Source organism: Pseudomonas sp. RT4P38 (assembly GCF_054897765.1).
Map to the genome: position 1 here is coordinate 4,466,869 of NZ_CM142703.1, position 24,866 is coordinate 4,491,734.

General features: G+C 58.3%; 26 protein-coding genes and 2 pseudogenes. 18 read left to right on the forward strand and 10 right to left on the reverse strand.

Annotation, left to right across the window (positions count from 1 at the left end):
- The first annotated feature begins 94 nt into the window (after positions 1 to 94).
- From ACYZT7_RS20600 to ACYZT7_RS20620, 5 genes are all read left to right on the forward strand, one after another.
- The gene (locus ACYZT7_RS20600; protein WP_462038008.1) at positions 95 to 418 is read left to right on the forward strand and encodes a PepSY domain-containing protein; all 324 of its coding nucleotides are present in this window, start codon (positions 95 to 97) and stop codon (positions 416 to 418) included.
- 92 nt (positions 419 to 510) lie between these two features.
- Positions 511 to 981, forward strand: coding sequence for a DUF2271 domain-containing protein (locus ACYZT7_RS20605; protein ID WP_462038009.1), 471 nt, complete (start codon positions 511 to 513; stop codon positions 979 to 981).
- Positions 982 to 1,006: 25 nt separating this feature from the next.
- Positions 1,007 to 3,187, forward strand: coding sequence for a PepSY domain-containing protein (locus tag ACYZT7_RS20610; RefSeq protein WP_462038010.1), 2,181 nt, complete (start codon positions 1,007 to 1,009; stop codon positions 3,185 to 3,187).
- A complete protein-coding gene (locus ACYZT7_RS20615; protein WP_462038011.1) occupies positions 3,171 to 4,142 on the forward strand; it encodes an FAD:protein FMN transferase in 972 nt (323 codons plus the stop codon). The genes ACYZT7_RS20610 and ACYZT7_RS20615 overlap by 17 nt, the downstream gene beginning before the upstream one ends.
- A 69-nt stretch (positions 4,143 to 4,211) precedes the next feature.
- Positions 4,212 to 4,913, forward strand: coding sequence for a VIT1/CCC1 transporter family protein (locus ACYZT7_RS20620; RefSeq protein ID WP_462038012.1), 702 nt, complete (start codon positions 4,212 to 4,214; stop codon positions 4,911 to 4,913).
- Positions 4,914 to 5,004: 91 nt separating this feature from the next.
- Here ACYZT7_RS20620 and ACYZT7_RS20625 read toward each other — a convergent pair whose 3' ends face one another.
- A complete protein-coding gene (locus tag ACYZT7_RS20625; protein ID WP_462038013.1) occupies positions 5,005 to 6,363 on the reverse strand; it encodes an MATE family efflux transporter in 1,359 nt (452 codons plus the stop codon).
- 415 nt (positions 6,364 to 6,778) lie between these two features.
- Here ACYZT7_RS20625 and ACYZT7_RS20630 point away from each other — a divergent pair, with 415 nt between their 5' ends.
- From ACYZT7_RS20630 to ACYZT7_RS20640, 3 genes are all read left to right on the forward strand, one after another.
- Entirely contained in the window at positions 6,779 to 7,225 is a 447-nt protein-coding gene (locus tag ACYZT7_RS20630) for a GNAT family N-acetyltransferase (RefSeq protein ID WP_462038014.1), read from the forward strand.
- Positions 7,226 to 7,425: 200 nt separating this feature from the next.
- Positions 7,426 to 8,559 carry an aminotransferase class V-fold PLP-dependent enzyme gene (locus ACYZT7_RS20635; RefSeq protein ID WP_462038015.1) on the forward strand — a complete coding sequence of 378 codons (1,134 nt, stop codon included), beginning with the start codon at positions 7,426 to 7,428 and terminating at the stop codon, positions 8,557 to 8,559.
- A 673-nt stretch (positions 8,560 to 9,232) separates the two neighbouring features.
- The gene (locus ACYZT7_RS20640; protein ID WP_462038016.1) at positions 9,233 to 9,505 is read left to right on the forward strand and encodes a hypothetical protein; all 273 of its coding nucleotides are present in this window, start codon (positions 9,233 to 9,235) and stop codon (positions 9,503 to 9,505) included.
- Between the two features lie 416 nt (positions 9,506 to 9,921).
- On the opposite strand, the gene ACYZT7_RS20645 is transcribed toward ACYZT7_RS20640, so the two are convergent.
- The gene (locus tag ACYZT7_RS20645) at positions 9,922 to 10,776 is read right to left on the reverse strand and encodes a LysR substrate-binding domain-containing protein (RefSeq protein ID WP_462038017.1); all 855 of its coding nucleotides are present in this window, start codon (positions 10,774 to 10,776) and stop codon (positions 9,922 to 9,924) included.
- Positions 10,777 to 10,882: 106 nt separating this feature from the next.
- Here ACYZT7_RS20645 and ACYZT7_RS20650 point away from each other — a divergent pair, with 106 nt between their 5' ends.
- Positions 10,883 to 11,566 (forward strand): FMN-dependent NADH-azoreductase, encoded by a 684-nt coding sequence (locus ACYZT7_RS20650; protein WP_462038018.1) that lies wholly within the window; start codon positions 10,883 to 10,885, stop codon positions 11,564 to 11,566.
- A 484-nt stretch (positions 11,567 to 12,050) separates the two neighbouring features.
- Here the strand turns inward: ACYZT7_RS20650 and ACYZT7_RS20655 are convergent, their stop codons facing one another.
- Both ACYZT7_RS20655 and ACYZT7_RS20660 read right to left on the reverse strand, forming a co-directional pair.
- A complete protein-coding gene (locus ACYZT7_RS20655) occupies positions 12,051 to 12,575 on the reverse strand; it encodes a hypothetical protein (protein WP_462038019.1) in 525 nt (174 codons plus the stop codon).
- A gap of 89 nt (positions 12,576 to 12,664) precedes the next feature.
- A complete protein-coding gene (locus tag ACYZT7_RS20660) occupies positions 12,665 to 13,348 on the reverse strand; it encodes a winged helix-turn-helix transcriptional regulator (protein WP_462038020.1) in 684 nt (227 codons plus the stop codon).
- Between the two features lie 104 nt (positions 13,349 to 13,452).
- On the opposite strand from ACYZT7_RS20660, the gene ACYZT7_RS20665 reads away from it, so the two are divergent.
- Both ACYZT7_RS20665 and ACYZT7_RS20670 read left to right on the forward strand, forming a co-directional pair.
- Positions 13,453 to 14,394, forward strand: coding sequence for a carbon-nitrogen hydrolase family protein (locus ACYZT7_RS20665; RefSeq protein ID WP_462038021.1), 942 nt, complete (start codon positions 13,453 to 13,455; stop codon positions 14,392 to 14,394).
- 72 nt (positions 14,395 to 14,466) lie between these two features.
- Positions 14,467 to 14,901 (forward strand): GFA family protein, encoded by a 435-nt coding sequence (locus ACYZT7_RS20670; RefSeq protein WP_462038022.1) that lies wholly within the window; start codon positions 14,467 to 14,469, stop codon positions 14,899 to 14,901.
- A gap of 95 nt (positions 14,902 to 14,996) precedes the next feature.
- On the opposite strand, the gene ACYZT7_RS20675 is transcribed toward ACYZT7_RS20670, so the two are convergent.
- Positions 14,997 to 15,467: an anti-virulence regulator CigR family protein gene (locus ACYZT7_RS20675; RefSeq protein ID WP_462038023.1), complete on the reverse strand. Its 471-nt coding sequence runs from the start codon at positions 15,465 to 15,467 to the stop codon at positions 14,997 to 14,999.
- Between the two features lie 327 nt (positions 15,468 to 15,794).
- Between ACYZT7_RS20675 and ACYZT7_RS20680 the strand changes: the two genes are divergently transcribed.
- Positions 15,795 to 16,100: a panthothenate synthetase gene (locus ACYZT7_RS20680; RefSeq protein ID WP_462038024.1), complete on the forward strand. Its 306-nt coding sequence runs from the start codon at positions 15,795 to 15,797 to the stop codon at positions 16,098 to 16,100.
- Between the two features lie 472 nt (positions 16,101 to 16,572).
- Here ACYZT7_RS20680 and ACYZT7_RS20685 read toward each other — a convergent pair.
- Together ACYZT7_RS20685 and ACYZT7_RS20690 are read right to left on the reverse strand one after the other, a co-directional pair.
- Positions 16,573 to 17,196, reverse strand: a pseudogene (locus ACYZT7_RS20685) (nitrilase-related carbon-nitrogen hydrolase); the annotation flags it as partial.
- Between the two features lie 4 nt (positions 17,197 to 17,200).
- On the reverse strand, positions 17,201 to 18,253 hold the full coding sequence (locus ACYZT7_RS20690) for an agmatine deiminase family protein (protein WP_462038025.1): 1,053 nt from the start codon (positions 18,251 to 18,253) through the stop codon (positions 17,201 to 17,203).
- A gap of 134 nt (positions 18,254 to 18,387) precedes the next feature.
- Between ACYZT7_RS20690 and ACYZT7_RS20695 the strand changes: the two genes are divergently transcribed.
- The 3 genes from ACYZT7_RS20695 to ACYZT7_RS20705 all read left to right on the forward strand — a co-directional run bounded on the left by ACYZT7_RS20695 (position 18,388) and on the right by ACYZT7_RS20705 (position 20,424).
- Positions 18,388 to 19,251 (forward strand): LysR substrate-binding domain-containing protein, encoded by an 864-nt coding sequence (locus ACYZT7_RS20695; protein ID WP_462038026.1) that lies wholly within the window; start codon positions 18,388 to 18,390, stop codon positions 19,249 to 19,251.
- Positions 19,252 to 19,333: 82 nt separating this feature from the next.
- Positions 19,334 to 19,738 carry an antitoxin Xre-like helix-turn-helix domain-containing protein gene (locus tag ACYZT7_RS20700; RefSeq protein ID WP_461970378.1) on the forward strand — a complete coding sequence of 135 codons (405 nt, stop codon included), beginning with the start codon at positions 19,334 to 19,336 and terminating at the stop codon, positions 19,736 to 19,738.
- Positions 19,732 to 20,424 (forward strand): RES family NAD+ phosphorylase, encoded by a 693-nt coding sequence (locus ACYZT7_RS20705; RefSeq protein ID WP_462038027.1) that lies wholly within the window; start codon positions 19,732 to 19,734, stop codon positions 20,422 to 20,424. The genes ACYZT7_RS20700 and ACYZT7_RS20705 overlap by 7 nt, the downstream gene beginning before the upstream one ends.
- 75 nt (positions 20,425 to 20,499) lie before the next feature.
- Here the strand turns inward: ACYZT7_RS20705 and ACYZT7_RS20710 are convergent, their stop codons facing one another.
- A complete protein-coding gene (locus tag ACYZT7_RS20710) occupies positions 20,500 to 21,159 on the reverse strand; it encodes a DUF2931 family protein (RefSeq protein ID WP_462038028.1) in 660 nt (219 codons plus the stop codon).
- Positions 21,159 to 22,706, reverse strand: coding sequence for a DUF2235 domain-containing protein (locus ACYZT7_RS20715; RefSeq protein ID WP_462038029.1), 1,548 nt, complete (start codon positions 22,704 to 22,706; stop codon positions 21,159 to 21,161). The genes ACYZT7_RS20710 and ACYZT7_RS20715 overlap by 1 nt, the downstream gene beginning before the upstream one ends.
- A 200-nt stretch (positions 22,707 to 22,906) precedes the next feature.
- Between ACYZT7_RS20715 and ACYZT7_RS20720 the strand changes: the two are divergent.
- From ACYZT7_RS20720 to ACYZT7_RS20730, 3 genes and pseudogenes are all read left to right on the forward strand, one after another.
- Positions 22,907 to 23,110: pseudogene (locus ACYZT7_RS20720) on the forward strand (phage infection protein); the annotation flags it as partial.
- Positions 23,111 to 23,270: 160 nt separating this feature from the next.
- On the forward strand, positions 23,271 to 23,540 hold the full coding sequence (locus tag ACYZT7_RS20725; RefSeq protein ID WP_462038030.1) for a hypothetical protein: 270 nt from the start codon (positions 23,271 to 23,273) through the stop codon (positions 23,538 to 23,540).
- A 71-nt stretch (positions 23,541 to 23,611) separates the two neighbouring features.
- Positions 23,612 to 24,019, forward strand: a complete 408-nt coding sequence (locus tag ACYZT7_RS20730; RefSeq protein ID WP_462038031.1) for a hypothetical protein — start codon at positions 23,612 to 23,614, stop codon at positions 24,017 to 24,019.
- Positions 24,020 to 24,164: 145 nt separating this feature from the next.
- Here the strand turns inward: ACYZT7_RS20730 and ACYZT7_RS20735 are convergent, their stop codons facing one another.
- Positions 24,165 to 24,860 (reverse strand): tRNA (adenine(22)-N(1))-methyltransferase, encoded by a 696-nt coding sequence (locus ACYZT7_RS20735; protein ID WP_462038032.1) that lies wholly within the window; start codon positions 24,858 to 24,860, stop codon positions 24,165 to 24,167.
- Positions 24,861 to 24,866: the final 6 nt, after the last annotated feature.

The following is a 24,866-nucleotide window of genomic DNA, read 5'->3' on the forward strand; positions in this document are numbered from 1 at the left end:
TCGCCTTACCTGACGTGAATCTGAAGATTCAGCTGGTTGTCAGGAATGCACCTTAGGGTATGCCACAGACGCCGCCCTCGGCAGGAGACAGATCATGAAATCAGGTTTTTTTGCCAATGCCGCGCTGTTGAGCCTGCTGGTTAGCGGTTACGCCCTGGCGGATGACGACTGCAGCGAGCCGGTGAGCGACTGGCAACCGCGCGAAACCTTGCGTCAGCAGGTAGAGCAGCAATACGGCTGGAGCGTGCAGCGCATCAAGGTCGACGACGGTTGTTACGAGCTCAAGGGGGTGGACCGCAAAGGCAACACCATTGAAGCCAGTTACTCACCGGCATCGCTGCGCCTGCGCACACTGGAGATCCATTTCCGGGACAACGGCGACGCCAGGGAATACCTCGGCAGCCCGCTCACAGAATGACGCCTCACCTGTCGATGAGTTTTTCCTGCCATTCAGGTTGCTGTCAGCCAGCAGGTCCAGGCTCTCGACCTAACGATCAAAAGGACACCCCAATGAAAAAGATCATCGCAGCAACCTGCCTCGCTGGCTCCATTGCCCTGCCAGGGCTGGCCCAGGCCCGTGAAGTGGCCTTGACTACCCAGCTCAAGGACTACAGCGCAAATGATGCCTACCTGGCGATCTACGTCACCGACGCCAATGGCCAATACCAGAAAACCCTCTGGGTGGCGGGCAAGAAGGCCAAGTACTACAAGCACCTGAGCGACTGGGCCCGTGGCAGCGGGCTGAAACCGAGCGAGTTTGACGGAATCAGCGGCGCCAGTGTCGGCAGTGGACGTACGCTCAAAGTCAGCGTCGAACTGGCAGACACCCTGATCGATGCCGGGTATCAGATCCGCATCGACAGCGCCGTTGAGGACAAACGTGACGCCCGCGCCGATGTCAGCGTGCCCCTGACGTTCAAGGGCGCAGGCAAGCCGGCGACCGGCAGTACCTACGTCGAGTCCTTTACTTACGATCTGTAGCACCTGCCATTTCTGGAGGCTGAACATGCTTCGCCAGTTCCATTCCCTACCTGGCCTGATCGCCGCCCTATTGGTCATGCTGTTGGCCATCAGCGGCGCGATCCTGTCTGTCGACCCGGCCCTGGAACGCCTGCACAGCACGTCCACCACTGCAGGACAACTCAACGTCGGCCAACTGGCCGGGCGTGTTGCCAGCCACTTCCCGGGCGTGGAGCAGATCCAGCGCACAGCGTCCGGGACAGTTATCGTCTACTACAACCAGAACGGTCAGGCCGGCGCCGAAAAAATCGACCCACTGACCGGCCAAGGCCTCGCACCCTACGAGCCATCCGCGTTCTCACGTTGGGTGAAAGACCTGCACCGCTCGCTGTTCCTTGGCGCGCCTGGACACGGAGTGTCGGGTGTTGGCGCGCTGTTGATGCTGATGCTGTCGGTGTCCGGCGCGCTGTTGCTGGCCCGGCGTCTGGGCGGTTGGCGCAACCTGTTGCGGCCACTGCGGGGCAGCTTCAGCCAGCGCTGGCATGCAGAAGTCGGGCGACTGGCATTGCTCGGGCTGCTGCTGTCGGCATTGAGCGGGCTCTACATGTCCGCCACCACCTTCGGTTTGATCGCCGACGGCAGTCAGAGTGAACCCGCCTTCCCCGCCCACGTCAGCGTCGGCGCGGCCTTACCGGTGGCGAGCCTGCGAGCCTTGCAGGCCACCGACCTGAATGACCTGCGCGAGCTGGTCTACCCGAGCCCCGGCAACCCTCAGGACGTGTTTTCCCTGCGCACGGCCCAGGGCGACGGCTACGTGGATCAGGCCAGCGGCGCCTTGTTGTCCTATCAAGCCCACGACTCGATGCACAACCTCTACGAATGGATCTATCAGATGCACACCGGCGAAGGCCTCTGGTGGCTGGGCCTGCCGCTTGGGCTCTGCGCTCTCTGCGTGCCGTTGATGAGCGTAACCGGCATCCTGTTGTGGTGGCGCCGCCGCAAGGCTGGCCCGAACATTCGCCACAACAGCCCTGCTCGATCCGCCGACAGCGTGATTCTGGTGGGCAGTGAAAACAACAGCACCTGGGGCTTTGCCAACACCTTGCATGAAGCCTTGCACCAGGGCGGACACCGGGTGCATAGCGCGGCGATGAATCAATACGCCAACGACTACGGCAGCGCCCAACGCGTGTTCATCCTCACCGCGACCCACGGTGACGGCGATGCGCCGGCCTCGGCTTCGCAGTTCCTGGCACGGCTGGCCAAAACCGGCCTCAACCCCGGCATGCCATTTGCCGTGCTGGGCTTGGGCGACCGCCAGTTTGCGCAGTTCTGTCAGTACGCCCAACAGGTGCAGGATGCGATGTTGCAAGCCGGTGGCTCGCCGTTACTGGGGCTGGAAACCGTCAACCGCCAGTCCTCTCAGGAATTTGCGCGCTGGGGCCACACCTTGGGTGAAGTGTTGGGGCATGACCTGATGCTGGTTCACACCCCGCAGCAGCCGCCGACCCATCAATTGGAGCTGTCGGTGCGCATTGCCTATGGCGAACAGGTGAACGCGCCGACCCACGTACTCCGCTTCAAAGCACCCGGCGAACTGCCGGGCTTTCTGGCCGGTGACCTAGTCGGGATTCTGCCCCCGGGCAGCCCGATCCCACGTTTCTACTCGCTGGCCAGTGGTTCGCAGGACGGCGTACTGGAGATCTGTGTACGTAAACACAAAGGTGGCATGTGCTCGGAATTTCTTCATGGCCTGAATATCGGTGCGCAGATCGAAGCTTTTATCCAGCCCAACCCGCAATTTCGTCCCGCATCGGGCTCGCACCCGGTGATCCTGATCGGCGCGGGTACCGGCATCGGTCCTCTGGCAGGTTTTATCCGCAACAACAAGGCCCGACACCCGATGCACTTGTATTGGGGCGGGCGCAACCCGGCCTCGGATTTTCTCTATGAACCGGAGCTCAACCAGTACTTGTCGGACCGACGCCTCACGGCATTGCGCGCCGCCTTCTCTCAGGTTCAGGACCGCAGCTACGTGCAAGACCGGCTGATCGGCGATGCCCTGGCCTTGCGCCGACTGATTGAAAAAGGTGCCCAGGTGCTGGTGTGTGGCAGTCGCGAAATGGCCAAAGGGGTGATGCAGGCCCTCGATGAAGTGTTGGCACCTCTCAACCTGAGTGTGCTGACCCTCAAGGCACAAGGACGCTACCGTGAAGACGTCTACTGAGTTGCAGCGCTATAGCCTGAACGGCGAAACCATGGGCACCCGCTACACCGCCCTGTTCTATGCAGGCACCGGGATCGACACCGACGAAATCGACCACCGTCTGGCGCGCGCCGTGGCCCGGGTGGACCAGCAAATGTCCGCATGGAAACCCGACTCTGACCTCAACCGTCTCAACGCCGCCCCAGAACAGGAATGGTTGTCAGTGCCCAAGGAACTGGCCACGGTGCTGTCTGTCGCGCTGCGTGTCAGTCAGCAATCCGGCGGCGCCTTTGACATCGCTGTCGGTGATCTGGTTAACGCCTGGGGGTTCGGCCCCGGGGAACAGACGGTCACAGAGCAGACGCTGGGCACGATTCCGCCGCGCGCCCGGCTGTTAGCCAGCGCAGCGTTGGTGGTTGACCCGCAACGCAATCAGGTGCGCAAGCGCGTGCCGTTGAACCTTGATTTGAGTGGCATCGCCAAAGGTTTTGGCGTTGATGAACTGGCTCGTTGCCTGGAGGGTTTGGGCATTACCTGCTACCTGGTCGGCATCGATGGCGAGATGCGCGCCCGGGGCGTCAAACCTGACGGCCAGTGCTGGGCCGTGGCCCTGGAAAAGCCCAACCGGGGCGTGCGTGAAGTCATGGGAGTGATGGAACTCAGCGATGCCGCTATTGCGACATCCGGGGACTATCGACACTGGGTCGACGTGGCCGGTCAGTCCTATGCTCATACCATGAACCCGGCTACCGGCGCACCGCTGTGCAACCCGCTCGCCGCCGTCACCGTGGTGGCAGCCTCGTGCATGCTCGCCGATGCCTGGGCCACGGCGCTGATGGTATTGGGCGAAACCGAAGGCCCACGTCTGGCTCAGGAGCGCGGGATGGACGCGTTATTCGTGCTGCGCGAGGGTGAACAGTTCAAAGAAATATCCATTGTCGGCGGCCAGTTGCAGGCGCAGATTGAAACGCGCTGACGCCGATTGCCGGGCCGCTCGGAACCCGTCCGACTTGAAACACCTAATGACAGTGAGTCTCGTTAAACAATGAAATTCATGCGCAGGCACACCGAGTCCCACCGAAGTGATCGTATCGGCTGGCTCCGCGCCGCCGTCCTGGGGGCCAACGACGGGATTGTCTCCACCGCCAGTCTGCTGATCGGCGTCGCGGCCGCCAACGCCAGCCACGCCACGTTGCTCGTCACCGGAATGGCAGGGCTGATGGCCGGTGCCATGTCCATGGCCGCAGGCGAGTACATTTCCGTTCACTCCCAGGCCGATACCGAGCAGGCCGACCTGTCTCGGGAACGGGCAGAATTGGCGAGCGACCCGAAAGCCGAACACCTTGAACTCGCCAACATCTACATGCATCGCGGCGTCTCGCCGGAACTGGCCCATCAGGTGGCCGACCAATTGATGGCCCACGACGCGCTGGGCTCCCATGCCAGGGACGAACTGGGCATCAGCAACACCCTCACCGCCAAACCCTTGCAGGCCGCCCTGGCCTCCGCCGCCAGTTTTGTGGTGGGCGCCGCATTGCCTCTGGCGGTGACGTTTGTCGCACCGGAGCACAGCGCGGTGCCCTGGATATCGGGCATGTCATTGGTGTTTCTCGGGACACTCGGCGCCATTGCTGCCAGGGCCGGCGGCGCCAAGGTCATCACCGGCGCCTGGCGGGTGACATTCTGGGGGGCTCTGGCCATGGGTATTACGGCACTGGTGGGGCACTTGTTTGGCGCAGTGGTTTAGCTGGCGCACCTTCCATAAAAAGGGCGCCCGCGAGTCAAAGTGTTGTTACCGGTTTGCGAACTGCTGCATGTTCAGCACGCCTCCTGGCCGCCTACACCAACCGCTCAATCTTCTGATGCTGCCAGACCATTTTGTAATACGCCGTCTGCAGCGCCAGCATCCCCAGGTACGCCACCGGAAACGCCATCCACACACCTTGCAATCCAAACCGCGCATCCAACGCATACGCCACCGGCAATTGCACCATCACCACGCAAACAATCGAAATTGCCATGGGCACCAGCACCGAGCCGCTGGCGCGCATGATGCCGCCGACGATCGCCTGGAAGCCGAACACCAACAGGCTCCAGAGCATGATGTGCAACAGGTGTTCCGCCATCGCCCGGGTGGAATCATCCGTGAGGAACAACCCCAGCAACCAGTGCGACAACAGATAACCCAACACCACCAACCCACCGGTCAGGCACACGTTGATCAACAGCCCCGTGCGCAGAATCGGCCCCATGCGCTCAAGGCGCCCAGCCCCGATCGCCTGAGCGCCGAGGATCGACGCCGTGATCGCAATCGACAGCGCCGGAAACTGCACGTAATTGACGATCTGCGTCACCGCCCCGTACGCCGCCGTCGCTTGCGAACCGTGCTGATTCACCAGCGCCAGAATCACCAGCTCCGACACCGACAACACCACCATCTGCAACCCGGTCGGCAACCCGATACGCAACACCTTGCCGAGAATCATCAGATCCAGCCGCATCGCCGCAAACATCTCCCGATCCGGCGCCAACGGATGCCCCTTGCGAATCAACCGCCACGCCAGCCACCCCATCGCCGACAAATTCCCCGCCAACCCGGCATACGCCGCACTCTGAATCCCCATCATCGGCAACCCGAACCAACCCCGAATCAACGCCGGCGTCAGCGCCAACCCGATACACGTCGACACCACCAACGCAATCAGCGGCGACACCGTATCGCTCACCCCGCGCAGCAGTTGGGTGAAGAGTACGTAGACCAGGAGCGACGGCATGATCCACATCATCACGTGGGCGTAGGACACGGCGTCGTCGAGTACGTCTGCCGGGGTCCCCAACCCCTGCAAGGCTGGCCTTGCGAATACGCTGCCGAGTACCGCTGCTGTCAGGCCGATCATTGCGCCTAACAGTAAGGTTGTGCCGGCGATGGTTTTCACCAGATGCGGTTCGCGCGCGCCCCAGGCTTGGCCGATGAGCACGCCAGCACCCGCGCCGAGGCCGATGACCAGGGCGATGAAGAAGAAGACGATCGGGAACATGCCGGACACGGCTGCCAGCGCTTGGGTGCCGAGCATTTGGCCGATGTAAATGCTGTTGATGGTGCCCGACATGGATTGGAGGAAATTGGAGAGGACCATGGGGGCTAGGAAAAGGAGGTAGGTTTTCCAGAGGGGGTGTTGGGTGGCGGGGGTTTGCATTGAGGGTCCGTCTCGGGTGCGATCGCGATTTGCAAATTCTACGCTAGGGGACTGGGCACCACCCCTCTCGATTTCGCAGATTTGGGTAGCATGAGTAATGTCCGCTTTCGGCCGAGGCTGTGTAAAAACGCAGACACTGTTTTGAAGTCTGCGTTGCTACGTAGAATCTGTCAGTGTTTGGTTACTCAGCAGACCTGAAATTTACGAAGGTACGCGATTTTCGTTCCGATGTTGACTTTCAAACTTGCTCTAAAACGTTTTCACACAGCCTGGACCAGAAGCGGTCACTCGCAGACCCTTTTGGGGATAATGGGTCGAATTGAACCATCGAAGCTTCACCCCCTGTCACCCAGATAGCACTGGAAACTCGAAAAATTCGTCTCAGTACTACAAGCGCCTTCTATGAGGATTTCTAATGACAAACCAATCCGCTTTCGTCGAGGTGGTTAAAGAGTCCGATCCTATACTGCTCAGTTCTTTGAATGACCTTCTCCCACAGCTTTCCAAAAACGCTCAAGCGATGACAATGGAAGATTTGAAGCAAATCGTGGATTCAGAGTGCTCCCATTTATTAGTCGTGAGAGCAGCAAGTGGAGGAAGCATTTTGGGGGCGCTAACCCTAGTTCATTTTCGTATTCCGACAGGCGTTCGTGCTTGGATCGAAGACGTCGTAGTAGATGCCAGTGCTCGAGGACAAGGGATCGGCAAAGCACTCATACAAGCAGCAATAGAAAAAAGCCATGACCTCGGCGCGAAAACACTGGATTTAACATCCAACCCAGATCGTGAATCTGCCCATCGTTTATACGAGGGGGCAGGATTCTCGTTGCGCACAACCAAGGTTTACCGACATATCAAATGACTAATGGATAGTCCCTCAACGCAGGCGATCACTCATGTGCGCAGGACCGTCCTGAATGGCTGCTTCGGGTCGGCTGCTGCCCTTCGTAACGGGTCGTTATCGACCGAAGAAGTCGCAATTCAATCCCGAGCAATCTTGTCATTTGCCAAGGCTTAGGGCAGGGTCGATACCACTGAGATCTCTGCCAAAGGAGTCACCCCATGTCAAAGCTATATCCCAGTATCGATCCCGAGGGGCTGGTCGAGTACTCAGTGGTCTACACCGACCGCTCGCTCAACCACATGTCGCAGTCATTTCAAGGCGTGATGAAGAACATTTCCAGGACCCTGAAACAGGTCTACAACGCCCAGGCTGTTGCGGTGGTCCCGGGCAGCGGCACATTCGGCATGGAAGCGGTGGCGCGACAGTTTGCCACCGACCAGCAATGCCTGGTGATACGCAACGGCTGGTTCAGTTATCGCTGGAGCCAGATCCTTGAGATGGGCAACATCCCGGCGGCCACCACGGTGCTGAAAGCCCGACCGGTCGACACTGGTCGCCAGGCTGCCTACGCTCCACCTCCTCTCGACGAAGTGCTGGCAGCCATTCAGGCGCAGAAGCCGCAGATTGTCTTCGCCCCCCACGTTGAAACCTCATCAGGGATTATCCTGCCCGACGAGTACCTGCGGGCCGTCGGCGACGCCGTGCATGCGGTGGGTGGCCTGTTCGTGCTGGACTGCATCGCCTCAGGCACGCTTTGGGTTGATATGCAGAAATGCGCAGTCGACCTGCTGATCAGCGCACCGCAGAAAGGTTGGAGCGCCTCCCCTTGCTGCGCCCTGGTGATGCTCAGTTCTTTGGCCCTCGAGCGCATCGAGCAGACGCATAGCAGCAGCTTCGCCTGCGACCTGAAAAAGTGGCTTCAGATCATGCACGCCTACGAACAGGGCGGACATGCCTACCATGCGACCATGCCCAGCGATTCCCTCGCGCGGTTTAACGAAGTGATGAAAGAGACGCAAGCCTACGGTTTCGACAAGGTCCGCGGCGAACAACAGGCTCTGGGCGATCGGGTGCGCGCAATGTTGACCGGCAAAGGCATCAAAAGCGTGGCCGCAGCCGGCTTTCAGGCCCCTGGCGTAGTGGTGAGCTACACCGATGATGCCGACATCAAGAGCGGTAAGAAATTTGTCGACCACGGCCTACAGATCGCCGCTGGAGTGCCGTTGCAATGCGACGAGCCGGCCGACTTCCAGACCTTCCGTATCGGTCTGTTCGGACTCGAAAAGCTGCACAATATCGAGCGCACGGTCAGCACCCTCGAACAGGCACTGGACGAGGTGATGGTTAACTAAGCCCTCATCTTGCCCGCAGCACATACCGAACTTGTAAATTCTAGGAATGCATCCTGCCCTGGGCACTGCCGGCCCATGGCGCTGATCTTCGACGAATATGACCCTGGTCGCCCGGACGTCATGTTAGAACCATAAGGGAAAGCCCGTGCACGCGTCTTACTGACACGTGCGCCCTTCAGCGCTATTAGAAAAGGTTTCCAACGAAGCCTTTCACGGGGCGGAGGATTGGCGGTTGAATGACTTGGATCGACCCAAAGCTGACGATGGCGACCGGTTGAATCCACAGCCCACCGCAGACGGTCACAACCGACCGCTTCTGGCCGATAGCAGTCGCTCACGGAAGGGGCGTAACGGTCCTAGGACCACCATAAAAATTCCTACACAAACCTCGGAATCCCTCACCTTTCCCGCCGTTCTGATGAGGCCTATAGTCCATCTCGTCGCCCAAAATGGCGATTCGGGTTTGGCGACCCGAGATACGAATGCGAGGGCCGCCTGCTCATTTGCAGGCGTCGTCGCAACTGCAAAACCGCTGTACTATGGCGGTTGCGCGCGGGAGACCTTCGGGTCTGCCGGTTTTCGTTCCCGGTTCGCCAACCTGCGCGCAACTGCCACCCTATTCGTTTGGCGACGATCTGTTGGCGGTCTCATCTAACTGAACGAGATCTCACCTATGGAAAGATACATGCCCCTCACCGGAATCGACCTGATCCCGGCTTCCCTGCTCATCGACACCCAAGCCCCACTCGACGTCCTGCAAGCCATGGCCGATTACCGCATTCGCACGGTCACGCAAGTGCTGGAAAACATTGCCTACCGCGCTGAACTTGGTTGCGACACGGTGGTGTTGAAAGACTTTTCTCAGCTGTTAGTCATTCCGTTACGCGACGGCTGTGACTTGATGGACGTGATCGGTCGACGCTTACGAGCGCAGGTGAAGAAGTAAGTAAAAACGGGCGCCTCAATGGGCGCCCGTTTTCTGTAATTGCGGTATGTGCGTAAACGCGGCTGACGGAGCCTTTCGTGAGCCCATTCACCGAAGTCATTTCACAAAAAATATGTGAAATAAAATGTGAAGATGATTTTATTTTAAGAGCCTACAAAACCTCTGGAGGCCAGTAAATTAGCGCTTCTTCATCAAGTCAGTATGGGAAATAAAATATGAAGACTTTCATACGGTAGAAACCGCTATGTGCGGTCGGCCAGGGCGTTGGATTAAATGAAAACGGGCGCCATCAAGGCGCCCGTTTTTTATGTCCATGATCAAAGTGGTTCCCCAGCATCCAACAGACGGCTGACCTTCCCTTCAGCAAAGCAAAGACCACGTACCCGAGACGCTCAAGCAGGCCCTTGAAATGACAATCAAGCCCTCCGCTTAGAGCAGTACTCCACAATGAGCTGAGTGATCGCTGCCACAATCGCCTGATCCGCTTCAGGTGAGGTGAACAGCCGGCATTGCGCATCCGGCAAATCCGGCAACCCTTGCTCTACCCCAATAACCGCCAATCCTTGCCCCAACTGACTGATTGGCATGGGAGCTACCGCGAAGCCTGCCAGGGCCGCCGCCCGCAACCCGGCGGTGCTGCTGCACAACATCGCCGTGCGTTGGGCGATTCCCGCCTGCGCCAGTCTCGTCAGCGCGGCCTCGCGATAAGGGCACGGCTCGGGGAACAGGGCCAGCGGCAACGGCGTTGGTAACCGGGCGACCGGTTGCGCCGACCAGGCCCACACCAGCGGTTCTTGCCATAGCAACAGCCCCGCTTCGCTGGTTTCGCACAGCGAACCGATGACCACCTCCAGATGCCCTTGCTTCATCAGCGCCAGTAACGTACCCGGAATGTTCACCTGCACCTCGATCTCCATCCCGGGGTACTGCGCCGCGAAATCCTGAACAGTGCGCAGTAATCGAGACTCGACAAAATCTTCGGACACCCCGATCCGCAGCCGCCCGTGAAACGGCGTGCGTGTCAGGTCTGTCCAGGCATCACGGTTCAGCGCGAGGATCGTGCGCGCATAAGAGACCAGGCGCTCGCCATCGGCAGTCAGTTGCTGGGAACGGGTGGTGCGCGTCAACAGGGGTTTACCAATCTGTTCTTCCAATCGCCGCACATGCCCACTGACCGCAGACTGAGTCAGGTGCAGCTTCTGGGCTGCACGGCTGAAGCCGTCTTCATCGACGACAGTGACAAATGTCTTGAGCAGCAGAGCATCGAACATAGTTTTATACGTGATCAATTGAGTACTAATTTACGATTTATATTTCAAATACAACTATGTTGCAATGCTCACACCTGCCCTGCCTACCTAACATTCAAGGTGTGCCATGACGACTCTTCTCCATATTCAGTGTTCTCCACGCAAGCAGCGTTCGGCTTCCCTTGAAGTCGCGCGCAGCTTCATTGCGCGTTATCAAGCAAACACCCCGGACACCGAAATCATCACCCTCGACCTCTGGAACATGACGCTGCCGGAATTCGATGATCTGGCCATGGAGGCCAAATACGCCGGGCTCAATGGCACGCCGTTGACCCCCGCACAACAAGACACCTGGAACACGTTAAAAGAGTTGGCAAGTCACCTGCACCGCGCGGATGTACTCGTGATGTCCGTACCGCTGTGGAATTTCAGCATCCCGTACAAACTCAAGCACTTCATCGACCTGGTATCGCAGAAAGACATCCTGTTCAGCGTTGACCCGGAATGCGGTCTGGAAGGCATGCTGCACAACAAACTCGCCGTGGTGATGTACGCCCGCGGCCTGGATTTTTCGGCGCACTCGATCACACCGGCGGAGCACTTCGACTTCCAGAAGCCCTATGTGGAAGCCTGGCTGAAATTTATCGGCGTCACGGATGTGCATTCGGTGATTGTGGAGAAAACCATCCTGGGGAAAGACGTTGATCTGCGCGCGCGTGAGGACGCGACTCAGCAGGCCAGGAGCCTGGCAGACAGTTTGTCGCTGACGCTTCAGGCCCCCCTGCTGTTGAGGCCGTCCCGGCTGAATTAAATAAATTGAATTAAATAAATCAGTTCCCAATTAATTCAGGCCATTCCGTTGCGCGATGGCTGTGACTTGATGGATGTGATCGGCCGGCGCTTGCGGGCTCAAGCAGCGAAATAAACGAAAACGGGCGCCTTGTCGGGCACCCGCTTTGTTTAGGGTTGCGTGCTGCGGGTTTTGGTCACTTGCAGCTATTCACCCACTGCCGAACGATGCAGCCCATCGCAGCAAGCAGCTAAGCTTTATCAGGAGGCCTTCGCGAAACCCTGAAAGTCAGGAGGCAAACAATGAGCAAACAACCTCAACCCCGGAGCCGCTCCAACCCCCAACCCAGATCCCGCCCGGTAGTGCCTGCCCTGCCCTGCAAAACAGGCACCCAGTCCGGGGGATTGCGCGGTAACTACCCACCGAAGAAGTCAAATTGAGCTCCAGTGTGCGGCAGGCTTTGCAGTTGAGTCTGTTGGACTTTCCCATCAACCCTTATGGCTGATCAGTGCGATTTTTTCGATACCGAAGTCCCGGCTTTGCTCAACCCTTTCGTGTTGTGATCGCCTGGTGTCGTGGTCGAGACTGCTCTGGCTTTGTCCAAGCCGCGAGTATCTTTGGAGTTGGCGATGCCTGAAGTCGTTTGGCCATGACCGCTATCACTATTGCGAACACTGCCGTAGTGGTTTCCGCTTTCGCCACGGTCGCGAACAGCCTTGCCGGCATGATCGCTGGACAGCCCATTACCGCGGCCGTTGCTGTCAGAGTTGCCGGAGTGACCTGAACCGCTGTGACCGCCGCCGTGGCCACCGCCATTACCACCTCCGTTGCCGCCCCCATTACCACCACCGTTACCGCCGCCGCCACCACCACCACCACCACCACCACCACCACCACCACCACCACCACCACCACCGTCTTTCGCATAGGCGGAGTTCATGAGGGACAGGTCAGCAGGGAGTAATGGGGCGGCCGCCAGCATCAGGGCGCAGGACATTACAGCAACGAGACTCTTATTCTTTAAAAGCATGATGGCTTCCATAGGTTGATATCGCGAATCCTATGACGCTGTAAGCCCCAGACAGTTCAAAGTCCTGCGACCGACGGATGCTGCCAGCGCTAGCGTGCCGCGCTCCGAGTCCCCGCAAACGCACTCGTGCCAAGCCAACGCCACAAACGTTCCGCATCCTTCACTGCGCCGTCGACACGCAGCTCTCGCGATTGAAGAACCTCCCGCGGTGTGCGGTCGCCCGTCCACACCTCGGTCAACGCGCGCACGCTGGAGTCCACGACGAGCGTCAGTTCGCGTCCGGGGTCGTCGCGGCACAGGTCTGCCAAGCCCTGTTCGACCACGAGCCACCACGCTTGCTCGCCGGGCCGCGCGTCGCGGAACGTGAACTGGATGACCACCGGTCGGGACGGAAACGTTTCGATGCGCACGAACCGGCGCACGTCCCACATCAGCAAGCCCGCGTCGAGTTCGTCATCGCGCAGGCGACTGCCGATCCAGCGCGCGCCCCAATGTCCCAACGCCATGATGATGGGGCGCAATTCCTCGCCCGCCTCGGTCAGGCTGTACTCCCAGACTTTGCCTGCGGGCGTGCGGTGCACGACGCCGATTTCTTCCAAATGGCGCAGCCGCTGTGTCAGCAGGTTGGTGGACATCCGTGGTACGCCGCGGTGCAGTTCATTGAAGCGTTTACTGCCGCACAGCAGCTCGCGCACGACCAAAGGTGTCCAGCGCTCGCACAGTGCTTCAGCGCCGCGCGCGACCGTGCAGAACTGACCGTAGCTTTGTTCCATCGCCTGGACTCCGCAACTGCAACGCTTCAGATTTTGAACTAGCCCCGCCACTTCGTCACGCGCACGCTGAAGCCTCCGAAAGCCAACCGCCAAAGGAGAACACCATGACTAAGGTAGCCATCATTCAGCGCCCCCCAGTGTTGCTCGATCGCAGCGCGACGATCGCCCGGGCCGTGCAATCGGTCGCCGAGGCTGCGGCTGCGGGAGCCTCGCTGATCGTTTTGCCCGAACAGTTTATTCCAGGTTACCCGTCATGGATCTGGCGGCTGGCGGCGGGAAGGGACGGGGCTGTAATGGGCCAGTTGCATGCGCGGCTGCTGGCCAACGCCGTCGATATCGCGAACGGTGACCTGAGCCAATTGTGCGAGGCCTCCAGAGTTCACGCCGTGACGATCGTGTGCGGCATCAATGAATGCGACCGGCTCCATGGTGGCGGAACGCTCTACAACAGCGTAGTCGTTATCGGCGCGAACGGCGAAGTACTCAATCGACACCGCAAGCTGATGCCAACCAATCCCGAGCGCATGGTGCATGGCTTCGGTGATGCCTCCGGGTTGCGCACGGTCGATACACCGGTCGGCCGTGTTGGCACGCTCATCTGCTGGGAAAGCTACATGCCGCTGGCACGCTATTCACTGTATGCCCAAGGGGTGGAGATCTACGTCGCACCCACGTACGACAGTGGCGATGGCTGGATCTGCACGATGCGCCACATTGCACTCGAAGGTCGCTGTTGGGTGCTCGGCAGCGGCACCTTGCTGCGTGGCAGCGACATCCCCGACGACTTCCCGGCTCGTACGCAGCTGTTTCCCGATCCGGATGAATGGATCAACGACGGCGACTCGGTGGTGGTCGATCCCCAAGGGCGGCTCGTGGCCGGTCCGTTACACCGAGAGGCAGGCATTCTGTATGCGGACATCGACGTCACACTCGTGGCGCCAGCGCGGCGGACGCTCGACGTCACCGGGCACTACGCGCGCCCTGACATTTTCGAACTGCAGGTGCGTCGCACGCCGGCGACAGCGGTGCGCTACATCGACGGGTGAAGGTAGGCAACGTTCAGGCGATCCATGCCATGTCCGGCGGTATCGCCTGGCAATTGATCAAGGAGTCATGCCATGAGCATTGAACGGTCTTACAAGGGCAGTTGTTTTTGCGGCGCAGTAGAGTTCACAGTCAGCGGCGAGCCGGCCGGAATGGGCTATTGCCATTGCGAGTCGTGTCGGCATTGGTCAGCAGGACCGGTCAATGCCTTCACACTGTGGAAACCCGAGGCGGTGCAAGTGACTCGGGGTGCTGACAACATCGGCACCTACAACAAGACACCGCGCAGTTACCGCAAGTGGTGCAAGACGTGCGGCGGACACATCTTTACTGAACACCCGGGGATGGGGCTCATCGACGTGTATGCCGCGGTCATCCCGGATCTCGCGTACTCGCCAGGTGTTCACGTCCACTATCAGGAGACTGTGCTGCGCATCAAAGATGGATTGCCCAAGCTGAAGGATGTCCCCAATGAATTAGGGGGGTCGGGCATCAGCGTGGACGAATAGCGCTAGCAAGGTAAGGGCAATGTCATAGGCAACCGCCTCAGAACATCCTTCAAATGGGCATACGGATCATGCCCATTGCCCGCGCCACTCAAGCATTAATCAAAAGCACCGTTGAGCACTTCGTAGATGAGCCCGGTTGCCAGCGCAACCAATATCAAGTCGGTGCCAGCTTGCTGCCATTCATATCCATCATAATGAGGCAGCCTGCCGATCAACCGGCCGTCCAGTTTTTTGGCAATCCCTGGTGGAAGCGGCTTACCTCGCGCGAGGTTCTTTTGAATGCCGGGTGGCAATGCAGGTCCGGGGCTCCAATAGTCCCGATACCCGCCAACAATTCCAAGAACACTTGCGCGATTGATGCTTGGGCCATTATCCCAATCGCCGCCCCCGGAATTTTTGCCTTTGCTGCCCTGTCCACCCTGATTGCCATGAACTTGGCTGTTTTGCGGATTTCCCTTGCCGTTTCCTTGACCCTTTCCATTACCGGGATCGGCTAACGCAGTTCCTGAGCCGCAGACCAGCGCAAGGCATGTAACAGCTGCAATCAATGAGCAAGATCTGGGCATGAGTCGTTCCTTCAGCGTGGCGGGATATCTCAATGAAATTTAGACGCTATTGACGAAGTTGGTTCCATTTCTTCCCATCAACACCCAAGCCCCACTCGATGTCCCCTGCCAAGCCATGGCCGACTACCGCATCCGCAACTATGAGGACTTTCTCAATCCTTGAAATGAGGCTTCATGACCGCCCGTAACCCGTGCACGAGGGCTGGCTCACGCTTCGCTATTCTTCATGACACAAACCGCGAGGACTGTTGAATGAATGGCCTGCGGCATGAGCGCCAGACGCAAAGGTCTGGCTACAGGGTTGCAAGTTGAGCAGAGGATTGAATGATGAAGATGTTACTGATGGTCGAGTGCCCTAATGAACCCTTCAATTCCCTTGTCAAAGCCGGAAAAGTGGGCGAGGTCATTGAGCGCATTCTGGTCAGCATCAAGCCGGAGGCGGCGTACTTTACTGAGCAGGATGGCATGCGCGGCGGGATCTTTCTGGTCGACGTAAAAGACCCATCCGACATACCCGCTTTTGCAGAGCCCTTTTTTCTCAACTTCAACGCCAGCTGCAAGTTCCGTATTGTGCTGAGCGCGCAGGATCTGCAAAAGGCCGATCTGGCGACGCTCGGGCAAACCTGGGCGTGAGGCGCATCCATTGCGGGCGTCGATAGTCACCATCATCGTGTGGCTGAAGGTGGTTCCGATCGTCTGATCGAAAGCCGCGCTGCATGAATGAGTAGCTTTACCGCGGTACCCAACGAAAAGCCCGGCCTTACAAGCCGGGCTTTTTCGTGCGTCGCGACGCCAGCAATTGACCCTGGCCGGCACAGGTGCCGACCTTGGCCGCGTCACTTCAGCATTACTTGCCTCTATTTCTGACTTTTCGATTTCTCAAATATGCCTCGATTATGCCGACAAACCATTTGAATCCCGGGCTCTGCAGGTCAGTTAAGAGACCATTCGCCTGGATGCACTGGGCCGAACGTTTCACCAGTAATGCTTGATCCAGACTAAGCCAACGGTTGATGACCGGTCGCTCTCATTTCGCGGTGGCCGTCTTGAACTTGGTCCAGGTTCGCATGCGCGCCCGCATGTCGGACTGAGGAATGTCCTTGCCAGGAATCAGCCGTGCGTAAGTGGCCTCATCGATGTAAATGTCCGGGTTGTCACGGGAATCCAGCGTCGCGCAGCCAGGCTCAGAACCAATGGCGGTGGGAAACAGCAAGACTTCGGCGCCCATCAACGCCAGGCAGCGTGCGGTTTCGGGGAACCACTGATCCCAGCAGATTCCCACACCTATGCGCCCAAAAGCCGTGTCCCAGATACGGAAACCGGTATCGCCGGGGCTGAAGTATTCCTTCTCCTGATAACCGATGGCGTTGGGGATATGGGTCTTGCGATACACACCTAGCAGGCGTCCGTCGGCATCGGCCACGCTCAAGGAATTGAAGTAAGCATTGCCGGCCTTCTCGAACCAGCTCAGCGGCAGCACCACACCCAACTCTTTGGCCAAAGCGGCAAAGCGCTTGAGTACGTGGCTGTCTCGATAGTCTTCAGCCAGCGCCAGGTGTTTATGGCTTTGCTCGATGCAGAAATAGGGTGTGGCAAACAGCTCCTGCAACAGGATGACCTGGGCGCCCTTCGCAGCCGCCTCACGCACCAGTTGCTCGGCCTGATCGAGGTTGTGTGGCAAGTCCCAGGTGCAGGGCATCTGGGTTGTAGCGATGGTCAGAAGTGTCATGGCATCAGCCCTCCACCGGCCAGGCCGGCTGTTGCTGGGTGATGCAATGCACTCCGCCACCGCCATGAGCCAGGTGATTGATTCGAACCGGTACCACTTCGCGCCCGGGGAACGCCTGCCCCAGGACGGCGGCCGCCACGTTGTCGGCATCAATACCGTAGGCCGGCATGATGATCGCATCGTTGGCGATGTAGAAATTGGTGTAGGAGGCGCAGAACACTTCAGCTTCGGTGTCCACGGCATCGGTGGCCTCATACAATTCGATCAGCTCGAACTGTCGGCCCTGGGCATCGGTGGCCAGCTCCAGCGCACGACGGTTTTCGCGGGCCACTTCGGCATATACCGAACGCTGGTCGTGGGTGGCGTCTACCAGCAAAACCCCAGGGCGGGCGAATGCGCACACGCCATCGACATGGCCGTCAGTCATGTCGCCGGTCACATAGTCCGGATCGCCTGGCAGCCAGATCGTTTTCTTCACACCCAGCAGACGCGTGAAGATTTCCTCTATGTCAGCCTTGCTCATGCCCGGGTTGCGATTGGGGTTGAGCAATACCGATTCGGTGGTGATCAGCGTGCCTTCGCCGTCCACATGGATGGCCCCGCCTTCATTACTCAGCGCGGTACCAAAGCATTCCGCGCCCAAGTGATTGAGTGCGCGACGCGCCAGGCTTTCGTCCAGGTTGTGGGCCGACTTGCCGCCCCACGCATTGAAGCGCCAGCTCACCCCGGCCAGGCCTTGTTGCGGATGGCAGACGAAGCTCGGTCCAGAATCCCGACACCAGCTGTCGTTCACCGCCAGCTCGATCAATTCGATGTTTGGCCCACATAACGCTTTGGCGCTGGCGACAGCAGAAGGGTCGACGACCAGTTTCACCGGTTCGAAGCGGGCGATGGCATTGGCCACGCGAGCGAAATCCTCTTGCACCAGCGGCAACGTCACGCCCCAACCGGACTCCCAGAGTGCCTTGTTGTGTGGCCAGACCATCCAGGTGGCGGCATGCCTCACCCACTCGGCCGGCATCATCCAACCACTGTTTCGAATTGCATTCTGCTGCATGACAAGTACCTTTAAGTTAAGTCATTGTGTTCAATGAAAACTGCTTGGGTGGTCCTGGCATGCATGCTACGGCCGTAAATACAGGCAAACAAACGATGGATTTTGCAGACAAATGATTAGAGGAACTTATCAATATGCTCAAGCACTGGCCGCCTCTCAGCACCCTTCGCGGCTTTGAAGCCGCCGCCCGGCTGGGCAGCTTCCACAAGGCGGCCGCCGAGTTGCACCTCACCCAATCTGCGATCAGTCAGCAGATCCGCAGCCTTGAGGCGTACCTTGAACAACCCTTGTTCTTTCGCAGTGGACGCAGCGTCAGCCTGACCGATGCCGGTCACGACTTGCTCAGCACCACCCAGGCGATGCTGCAACAACTTGCCGTCGGCATTCGCCGTCTGGGGCAGTACCAAAAACCCAACCAGCTGGTCCTCAACACCACACCGGCGTTCGCCCGTCACTGGCTTCTGCCGCGTTTGGGGGATTTTCGCCGCGAGCATCCGGACGTTGATCTGTGGATTTTCAGTACTGATGAGGTCCCGGATATGACCACCCAGACTATCGACCTCGCGGTGCGCGATGACATCAGTTCCCAAGCCGAGTGCAGCTTCAAGGTGCTGCACGCCGACCGCCTCTACCCTGCTTGTCACCCGAACCTGTTGGCGCAGCCACGCGAGCAGCGCACAACCCTTCATGGCGAGCGGGAAATGGACTGGAGTCACTGGGCGGTGGAGGCTGGCATTGATGTCGGCCAGAAAGATCAGGGGCTGAATTTTTCCGACGCCGGCCTTCTGCTGGACGCCGCGTGCGCGGGGCTCGGTATCGCTTTGGTCAGCCAATTATTGAGTCGACAGGCACGCGCTAATGGCGTGTTGCTACCCTTGGTGGAGCAAACCATTCGTGGTCCGAACTGGGCCATGCTGACCCATCGTGACAGTGAAAATAATGCGCTAGCGCGAAGCTTCAGTGAGTGGCTGCTGAGCAATCTGGAAAATCGCCTGTAACGTCCGCTGGTCGAGGCAGTCTTGATCTGTAGATTCAACATGACTATCTTTGAGTCTATGGATTCGCGATGAGGTATTGAACATGGCCGTTGCCCTCCAGGAACAAGCCTTTACCAAGAGCCAGTGTGTGACGGGCCTGCGCGCGGCCGTCGGCATCCTCGAAAAATGGGGTGCGTCCAGCGATCAGGCCTGCCGCATCCTGCGCATTTCCCGCAGCACCTACACCCGCGCCCGGCAGCGTGATCCCGACTGGGCTGTGACTCTGGACTCGGACCAGATGCAGCGCATCAGTTTTGTGCTCAACATCCACGCCGCGCTGCGCTTGGTTTTCGATAACCCGGAGAACGTCTACGGCTTCCCGTCGATGGCCAACGACAACGAGTTTTTCAATGGGCGTAGCCCGCTTGAGATCATGTCTCAGGGCGATATGATTTCTTTGTATGAAACCTTTCGGCGCATTGACGTGCTGCGTGGCGCGCAATGGTAAAGGTGAATGAACTGGCAGAGCTTGCTGGTGAGCAATTACAGGCCTATCGACTGGTCAATTCGAAGTTTCCACCGATCGCGATGTTTGATGACGTTGCGGACGCAGATGAGTTCGAGGTGCTGTATCAGATACAGGCGCTGACGAATCCCAGGCTGAAAAATGAAGTGGGTCATCTTGAGTTGATTCCCCGTGATCAGATCCCGTTCGGCATTCCTGGCTGCTCTTACGCGACAGCGCCTTTTACCCACGTCAACCCGGCGGGTTCGCGGTTCAGCGATGGCAGTTTTGGTGTGTTGTACCTGGCGGACTCCATGGAGACGGCGTTGGCCGAGGTGCGGCATCACCAGAGTCTGTATTGGGCGAATGTCCGCAGCCTGAACTTTGAGCGCTTTGTTTTCCGGGGGCTGTCCTGCTCCTTCGTGGACGTGGCGATGAAAGATGCTGCAGCCATTTCGATGACTGATCCTGTTTATGCGCCTGACGATTACACCCATTCCCGTCGCTTGGGGAGGTCCGTTAAGGAGGCGGGTTGTCCCGGCATTCGTTACAACTCCGTGCGCATGCAAGGTAGTTACTGTTGGGCGCTGATGACGCCGAGACCGGTTTTATCGGTTATTCAAGCAGCGCATTACGAGATGATCTGGAATGGGCAGATTACGAGTGTCAGTAAGATCAGTGAGGCTTGATTGCGATTGGGTGGCGGTGGAGTCAATGCAAACGGGCGCCCTGTACGCGTCCGTTTGTTATTTGCGGGTTTGCGTTTACCAACTGCCGTATGGAATGCCGAATCGCTCGACGTAGCGCTTCGACTTGTCACTGACTGGATAAGCAAAACGCCCTTCATTTTTACCTTGGCTTGGCCCCAAAGGTTCTATTTCCGCCTGGACGCGTGCAACTTTGATCGACTTCAAGCATTTGTCCGTGACCCACACCTGCACGATGCCGCCAGGGGCAAGTCCGAGGTAAACCATCGTTATGTAATTGGCTGGCTCCTGAGGTGTCGTTGGGCAACGCTCATTCACCGAAGCGTGCATGAGCTTTCGCGCCTCTTCCGGTACATCGACCCATGCGCGATAGGTTTTGGACTCGACTATCGACTGCCAACGAACATAGATTCGCTTCGGTAGACCTGCCCCGACTACGCCACGGATGCCACTGCTGATATTTTTATTCCAGCCACGAGCAGATTCTGTGCCGTCTTCAGGCTCACTGCCCGCTGCTGTGCCGCCACCGATGCGACTAAACAGCTTGCCGTCGACGTCCTCAACAGCAGTGTCTTCCACCCACACCTTCATGTAGGAGGGTTCAACGAAACTTAGGCTCCACCATTGATACTTTGGGTCGTTCTTGCCGGACAAGGGGTCGGCTGCCTGACAGCCCGATACTAAAAACGCGCCCAGTAAAATGATGATCGAGCGCATCAGAATGTTCTCCAGTTAGAGTCGGGGACGTGAGGATGTCGTACTCGTACACCGTCGTCTGTAGGTGCGTTGGTATAACGGATGGTCAAACCTCGTTCGCGGCTTGCACCAATCGGGTTGCTCCAATTTGCAGACATGTGAATGTATTTAAGCTTCAACAGTTTCTGCTCAGCAGGTTCGGGCTCGTAGTTACCTGCGAGGACTCTGTCACAAAATGGCAGAAGCTCTGAAGGTAAGACGTACTCGGGTGAATCCGGGACATCGTTTAATTGCACTCCTTTCTCCTTTGCCAATTTGTGCATCAATCGCAAATACACCAACGAAAGTTTGCCACTGACTGTTCGCTTGAGTTGCAGACCCGCATACACCCGCATTTCTTTTGGTCCTGACGTCTCCTGCTCCTTGTCAGGTGCCAAGGTCGGCTTCGGAGTAACAACTTCCAGCATCGTCTCGGGCCAACCGCTGGCTACCATTTTTGCTTTTTGCTGCATTGCATCCCGGTAGATTGAGGTAGCTTTAACATCAGTACCATTTGGCACCGAGAGTGCTTGCATTGGGCCTACCAGCACGCACTCCTCCACCTCTTCACGATAACCACCGCCGATATCAGAGTGCACCCCTGGCACAGCAATTTCGGGATGCGCGGGAACAACGGTACTCAACGCAAAATTCGCACGGTGTTCATCACGGGCTGACAGTTGAACAACATCGGTAAAATATTTGCGGTCCAGGTACAGCTTGATTCCGGGAGCGACGGGGCTTTGGATATTACCCAGGTTTGTAACGCCGGCGACCGAGGGAACAGTATCGAAGAGACCGATAAAGCCCATTAAGATTTCACTGTTGTACTGACCACTGAAATTGGCACTAAAGCCATTAGGGTTGCTGCGCAAAACTTCTCCCAACGGTCCCTGCTTACAGCGCACCACCTCATTTGCAAAAAACCTGGCTGCTGCAGCCCCTCGACTGAAACCAAACGTATCGAAGGTTAACGAAGTGATTTCGCTTCCAGGATTTTGATCGATGACCTGTTTGATCAGGACTTTCAGTAGAGAAAATGCGTTTTGGACCTTGCCCGCAACTCCCGTCTCACCGCGTCCAGTGGCGGCATTGCCGAAGCTGTCTTCGCTCCCACTTTCCGTACCGATCCCTTCGATGTACAGGCTTCGTAGCGTGAGTTTGGCCGATCCTTCCCCCTTCACATCTTTGGTGGCTGGATACAGCTCATACAGCCTGAAGACATTACTCACATCATTCCCATAACTCCCTTCCGGATCCGCCATATACGGCTTGCAGCTCGCATCGACGTCTTCCGGGCGGATCGGATGATGGGCGCCGCACACTAATCCTGATTCGGAGTTGCTCGCATTGTTCAGCGTCCCGTCAAAGAACACCCCAATGCGCAGCGCTACCTTGATTTTTTGCTTCTCAGGCGCCGGTACTTTGCCGTGCTTTTCATACTCGGCCCAGCGCTGGGCATGGATATCGACGGGTTTGGCTTCGTCGTATCGATAGTTTTTCGGGGGGTTGGGTACGTATCCACTCATTCCTTGATCACCTGGCTCCTTGGTGCAACGGGTGCTGAGGGTGCCATTGCGGATCCAATCAAGCAACGCGTAGCCGGATGCCATCATCCAAAGACATTGCCCACGTCGATAGTCACCATCAACTCAATGAAGTTCTCTTAAAAATTCCGGGGCGTAACATCGCCTCCATACCCAACAACTACACCCCGGAGCACAAAATCATGAAACGCCAGACCCTCCTCAGCATCGCTTTCTCTGTTTTTGCAGTTAACGCTTTCGCCGCTACCTCTGCTCACCCGGTTGTCGCTGAAGGCGGCTCGGATCGTCTGATCGAAAGTCGTGTCGCTGAAGGTGGTTCGGACCGTCTGATCGAGAACCGCGTCGCTGAAGGTGGTTCGGACCGTCTGATCGAAAGCCGCGTTGCATGAATAAATGTCTTTACTGCGGTACTGTCTAGTCCTGAAATAGGTTTACACCTGTTTCACCCCAACGCCCGATGCACCGCATCGGGCGTTTTGTATTTTAAAGCCAGGTGCGGCCGTTCCTGGATTCTGGTTTAGTTCACATTTTGAGGATGACCAAGGTGTGTCCAGGCTCGACACCTCCCTGCAAGACACCGCCGCGCCTGAAGGCGTTTGTTACGGCTGCGGCAGCCGTAATCCGCACGGGCTCCACATCAAAAGCTTCTGGCATGAAGACGGCGTGCATGTCATGGCCGAGCACTTACCGGATGTCGGACGCAAAAGTCGCGTCATCTGTGAGGTCTACGCGGGGGACGTGCTCACGGCTATTGGAGACTCCATTTTTGTTCGCGTAGATACCGAGCAACTGGCCGCCGTCGCTCATAGTCGGTAGCTGGACAGCACACCGGGGCTGGAAATCGAGGCCGCCCGTAACTTCAAGAACAACATTGAAAAGGAGTTCGAATGAAAACTGATTGGCAACAAATTCGAGAAATGATGAACACTGTTATCGATAGCTGTGAGCAGATCGAAGCGGCAGGGTTCAGTGAGGAACATCGCTGCGCGACCGTGGAAATCAAAGGCGTCGATTACTCCGTTCAGGAGTTTTTAATCAGTGCCTGGACACTCCCGGAGAACATTCGCTACCAGATCATTCGTGAGCGTCATGAAGCTGGGAATGACCTCCCCTATGTTCCCGAAGCAGCCCGCATTCTTGTCTCGATGGCGCAGGCTTGCGCGGAATTGGTCGGGGCAGCCGACACGGCACCCGCCCAGAAAGCTATTGCGGGAATGAATCATTGGTACAAGGCCTACGCTGTACCGCATATGACTACAGCCATCGGCCTGGCAAAAAAACAATCTGACGCTTAGATTCGTTCTTGCGCATCGGTGTCACGGCCGAGGGCTTGATCAGCGCCACACGCGAATCACGCCTGTCATAACGCGAAAAACCAGGAGCAGTTTTTGGGTAGCGTATCGGTACGGGCTGAGATCCGCCTCAGATCAGTTGCTGGGCTCAAGCCAGCAGCTCGGTGATCCACCGGGCCTGCCGGGCGACGTCTTGCACCTTCTCCTCGGGCACGGCCTGCCGCGCTCGGGCGAAGTGGGTCAGGGTCTTCTGCTTCTGGCGCAGCATGCGCTGCCACTTGACCAGGAACGCCGGGCTGCGTGCCTGCATCTGCAGCGGGCCGAAGTACAGCTCCTCGGCGGTGTACATCACCGGCCCGGCGCGCTCGGCGACGATGATTTCGTAGTCGAAGCGCTTTTCCCGCAGCAGTTCCTCGCAGAGGATGCGGTAGCCATTTTCCATCAGCCATCGGCGCAGTGGCTGCTCGCCGCCGTTGGGCTGCAAGATCAGGCGCTCCTGGCCGCTCAGACGCGCCTTGCCGCTGTCGAGAATGTCGCGGATCGTCTCGCCGCCCATGCCGCAGATGCTGATCGCCGTGATTCCGTCTCCCGGCTCGATCGCCGCCAGGCCATTGGCCAGGCGCACGACGATCCGCTGGTCCAGGCCGTTCTCGCGCACGGTGCGTTCGGCCGAGCGGAACGGCGTCAATGCCACCTCGCCGGCCACCGCCGCCGCGATGGCGCCCCGGCGCATCAACGCCACCGGCAGGTAGCCGTGATCCGAGCCGATATCGGCCAGGCGCGCACCGGCTGGCACATGCGCCGCCACGCGTTCCAGGCGCATGGACAATGTCTGTTCGTTCAACTGCAG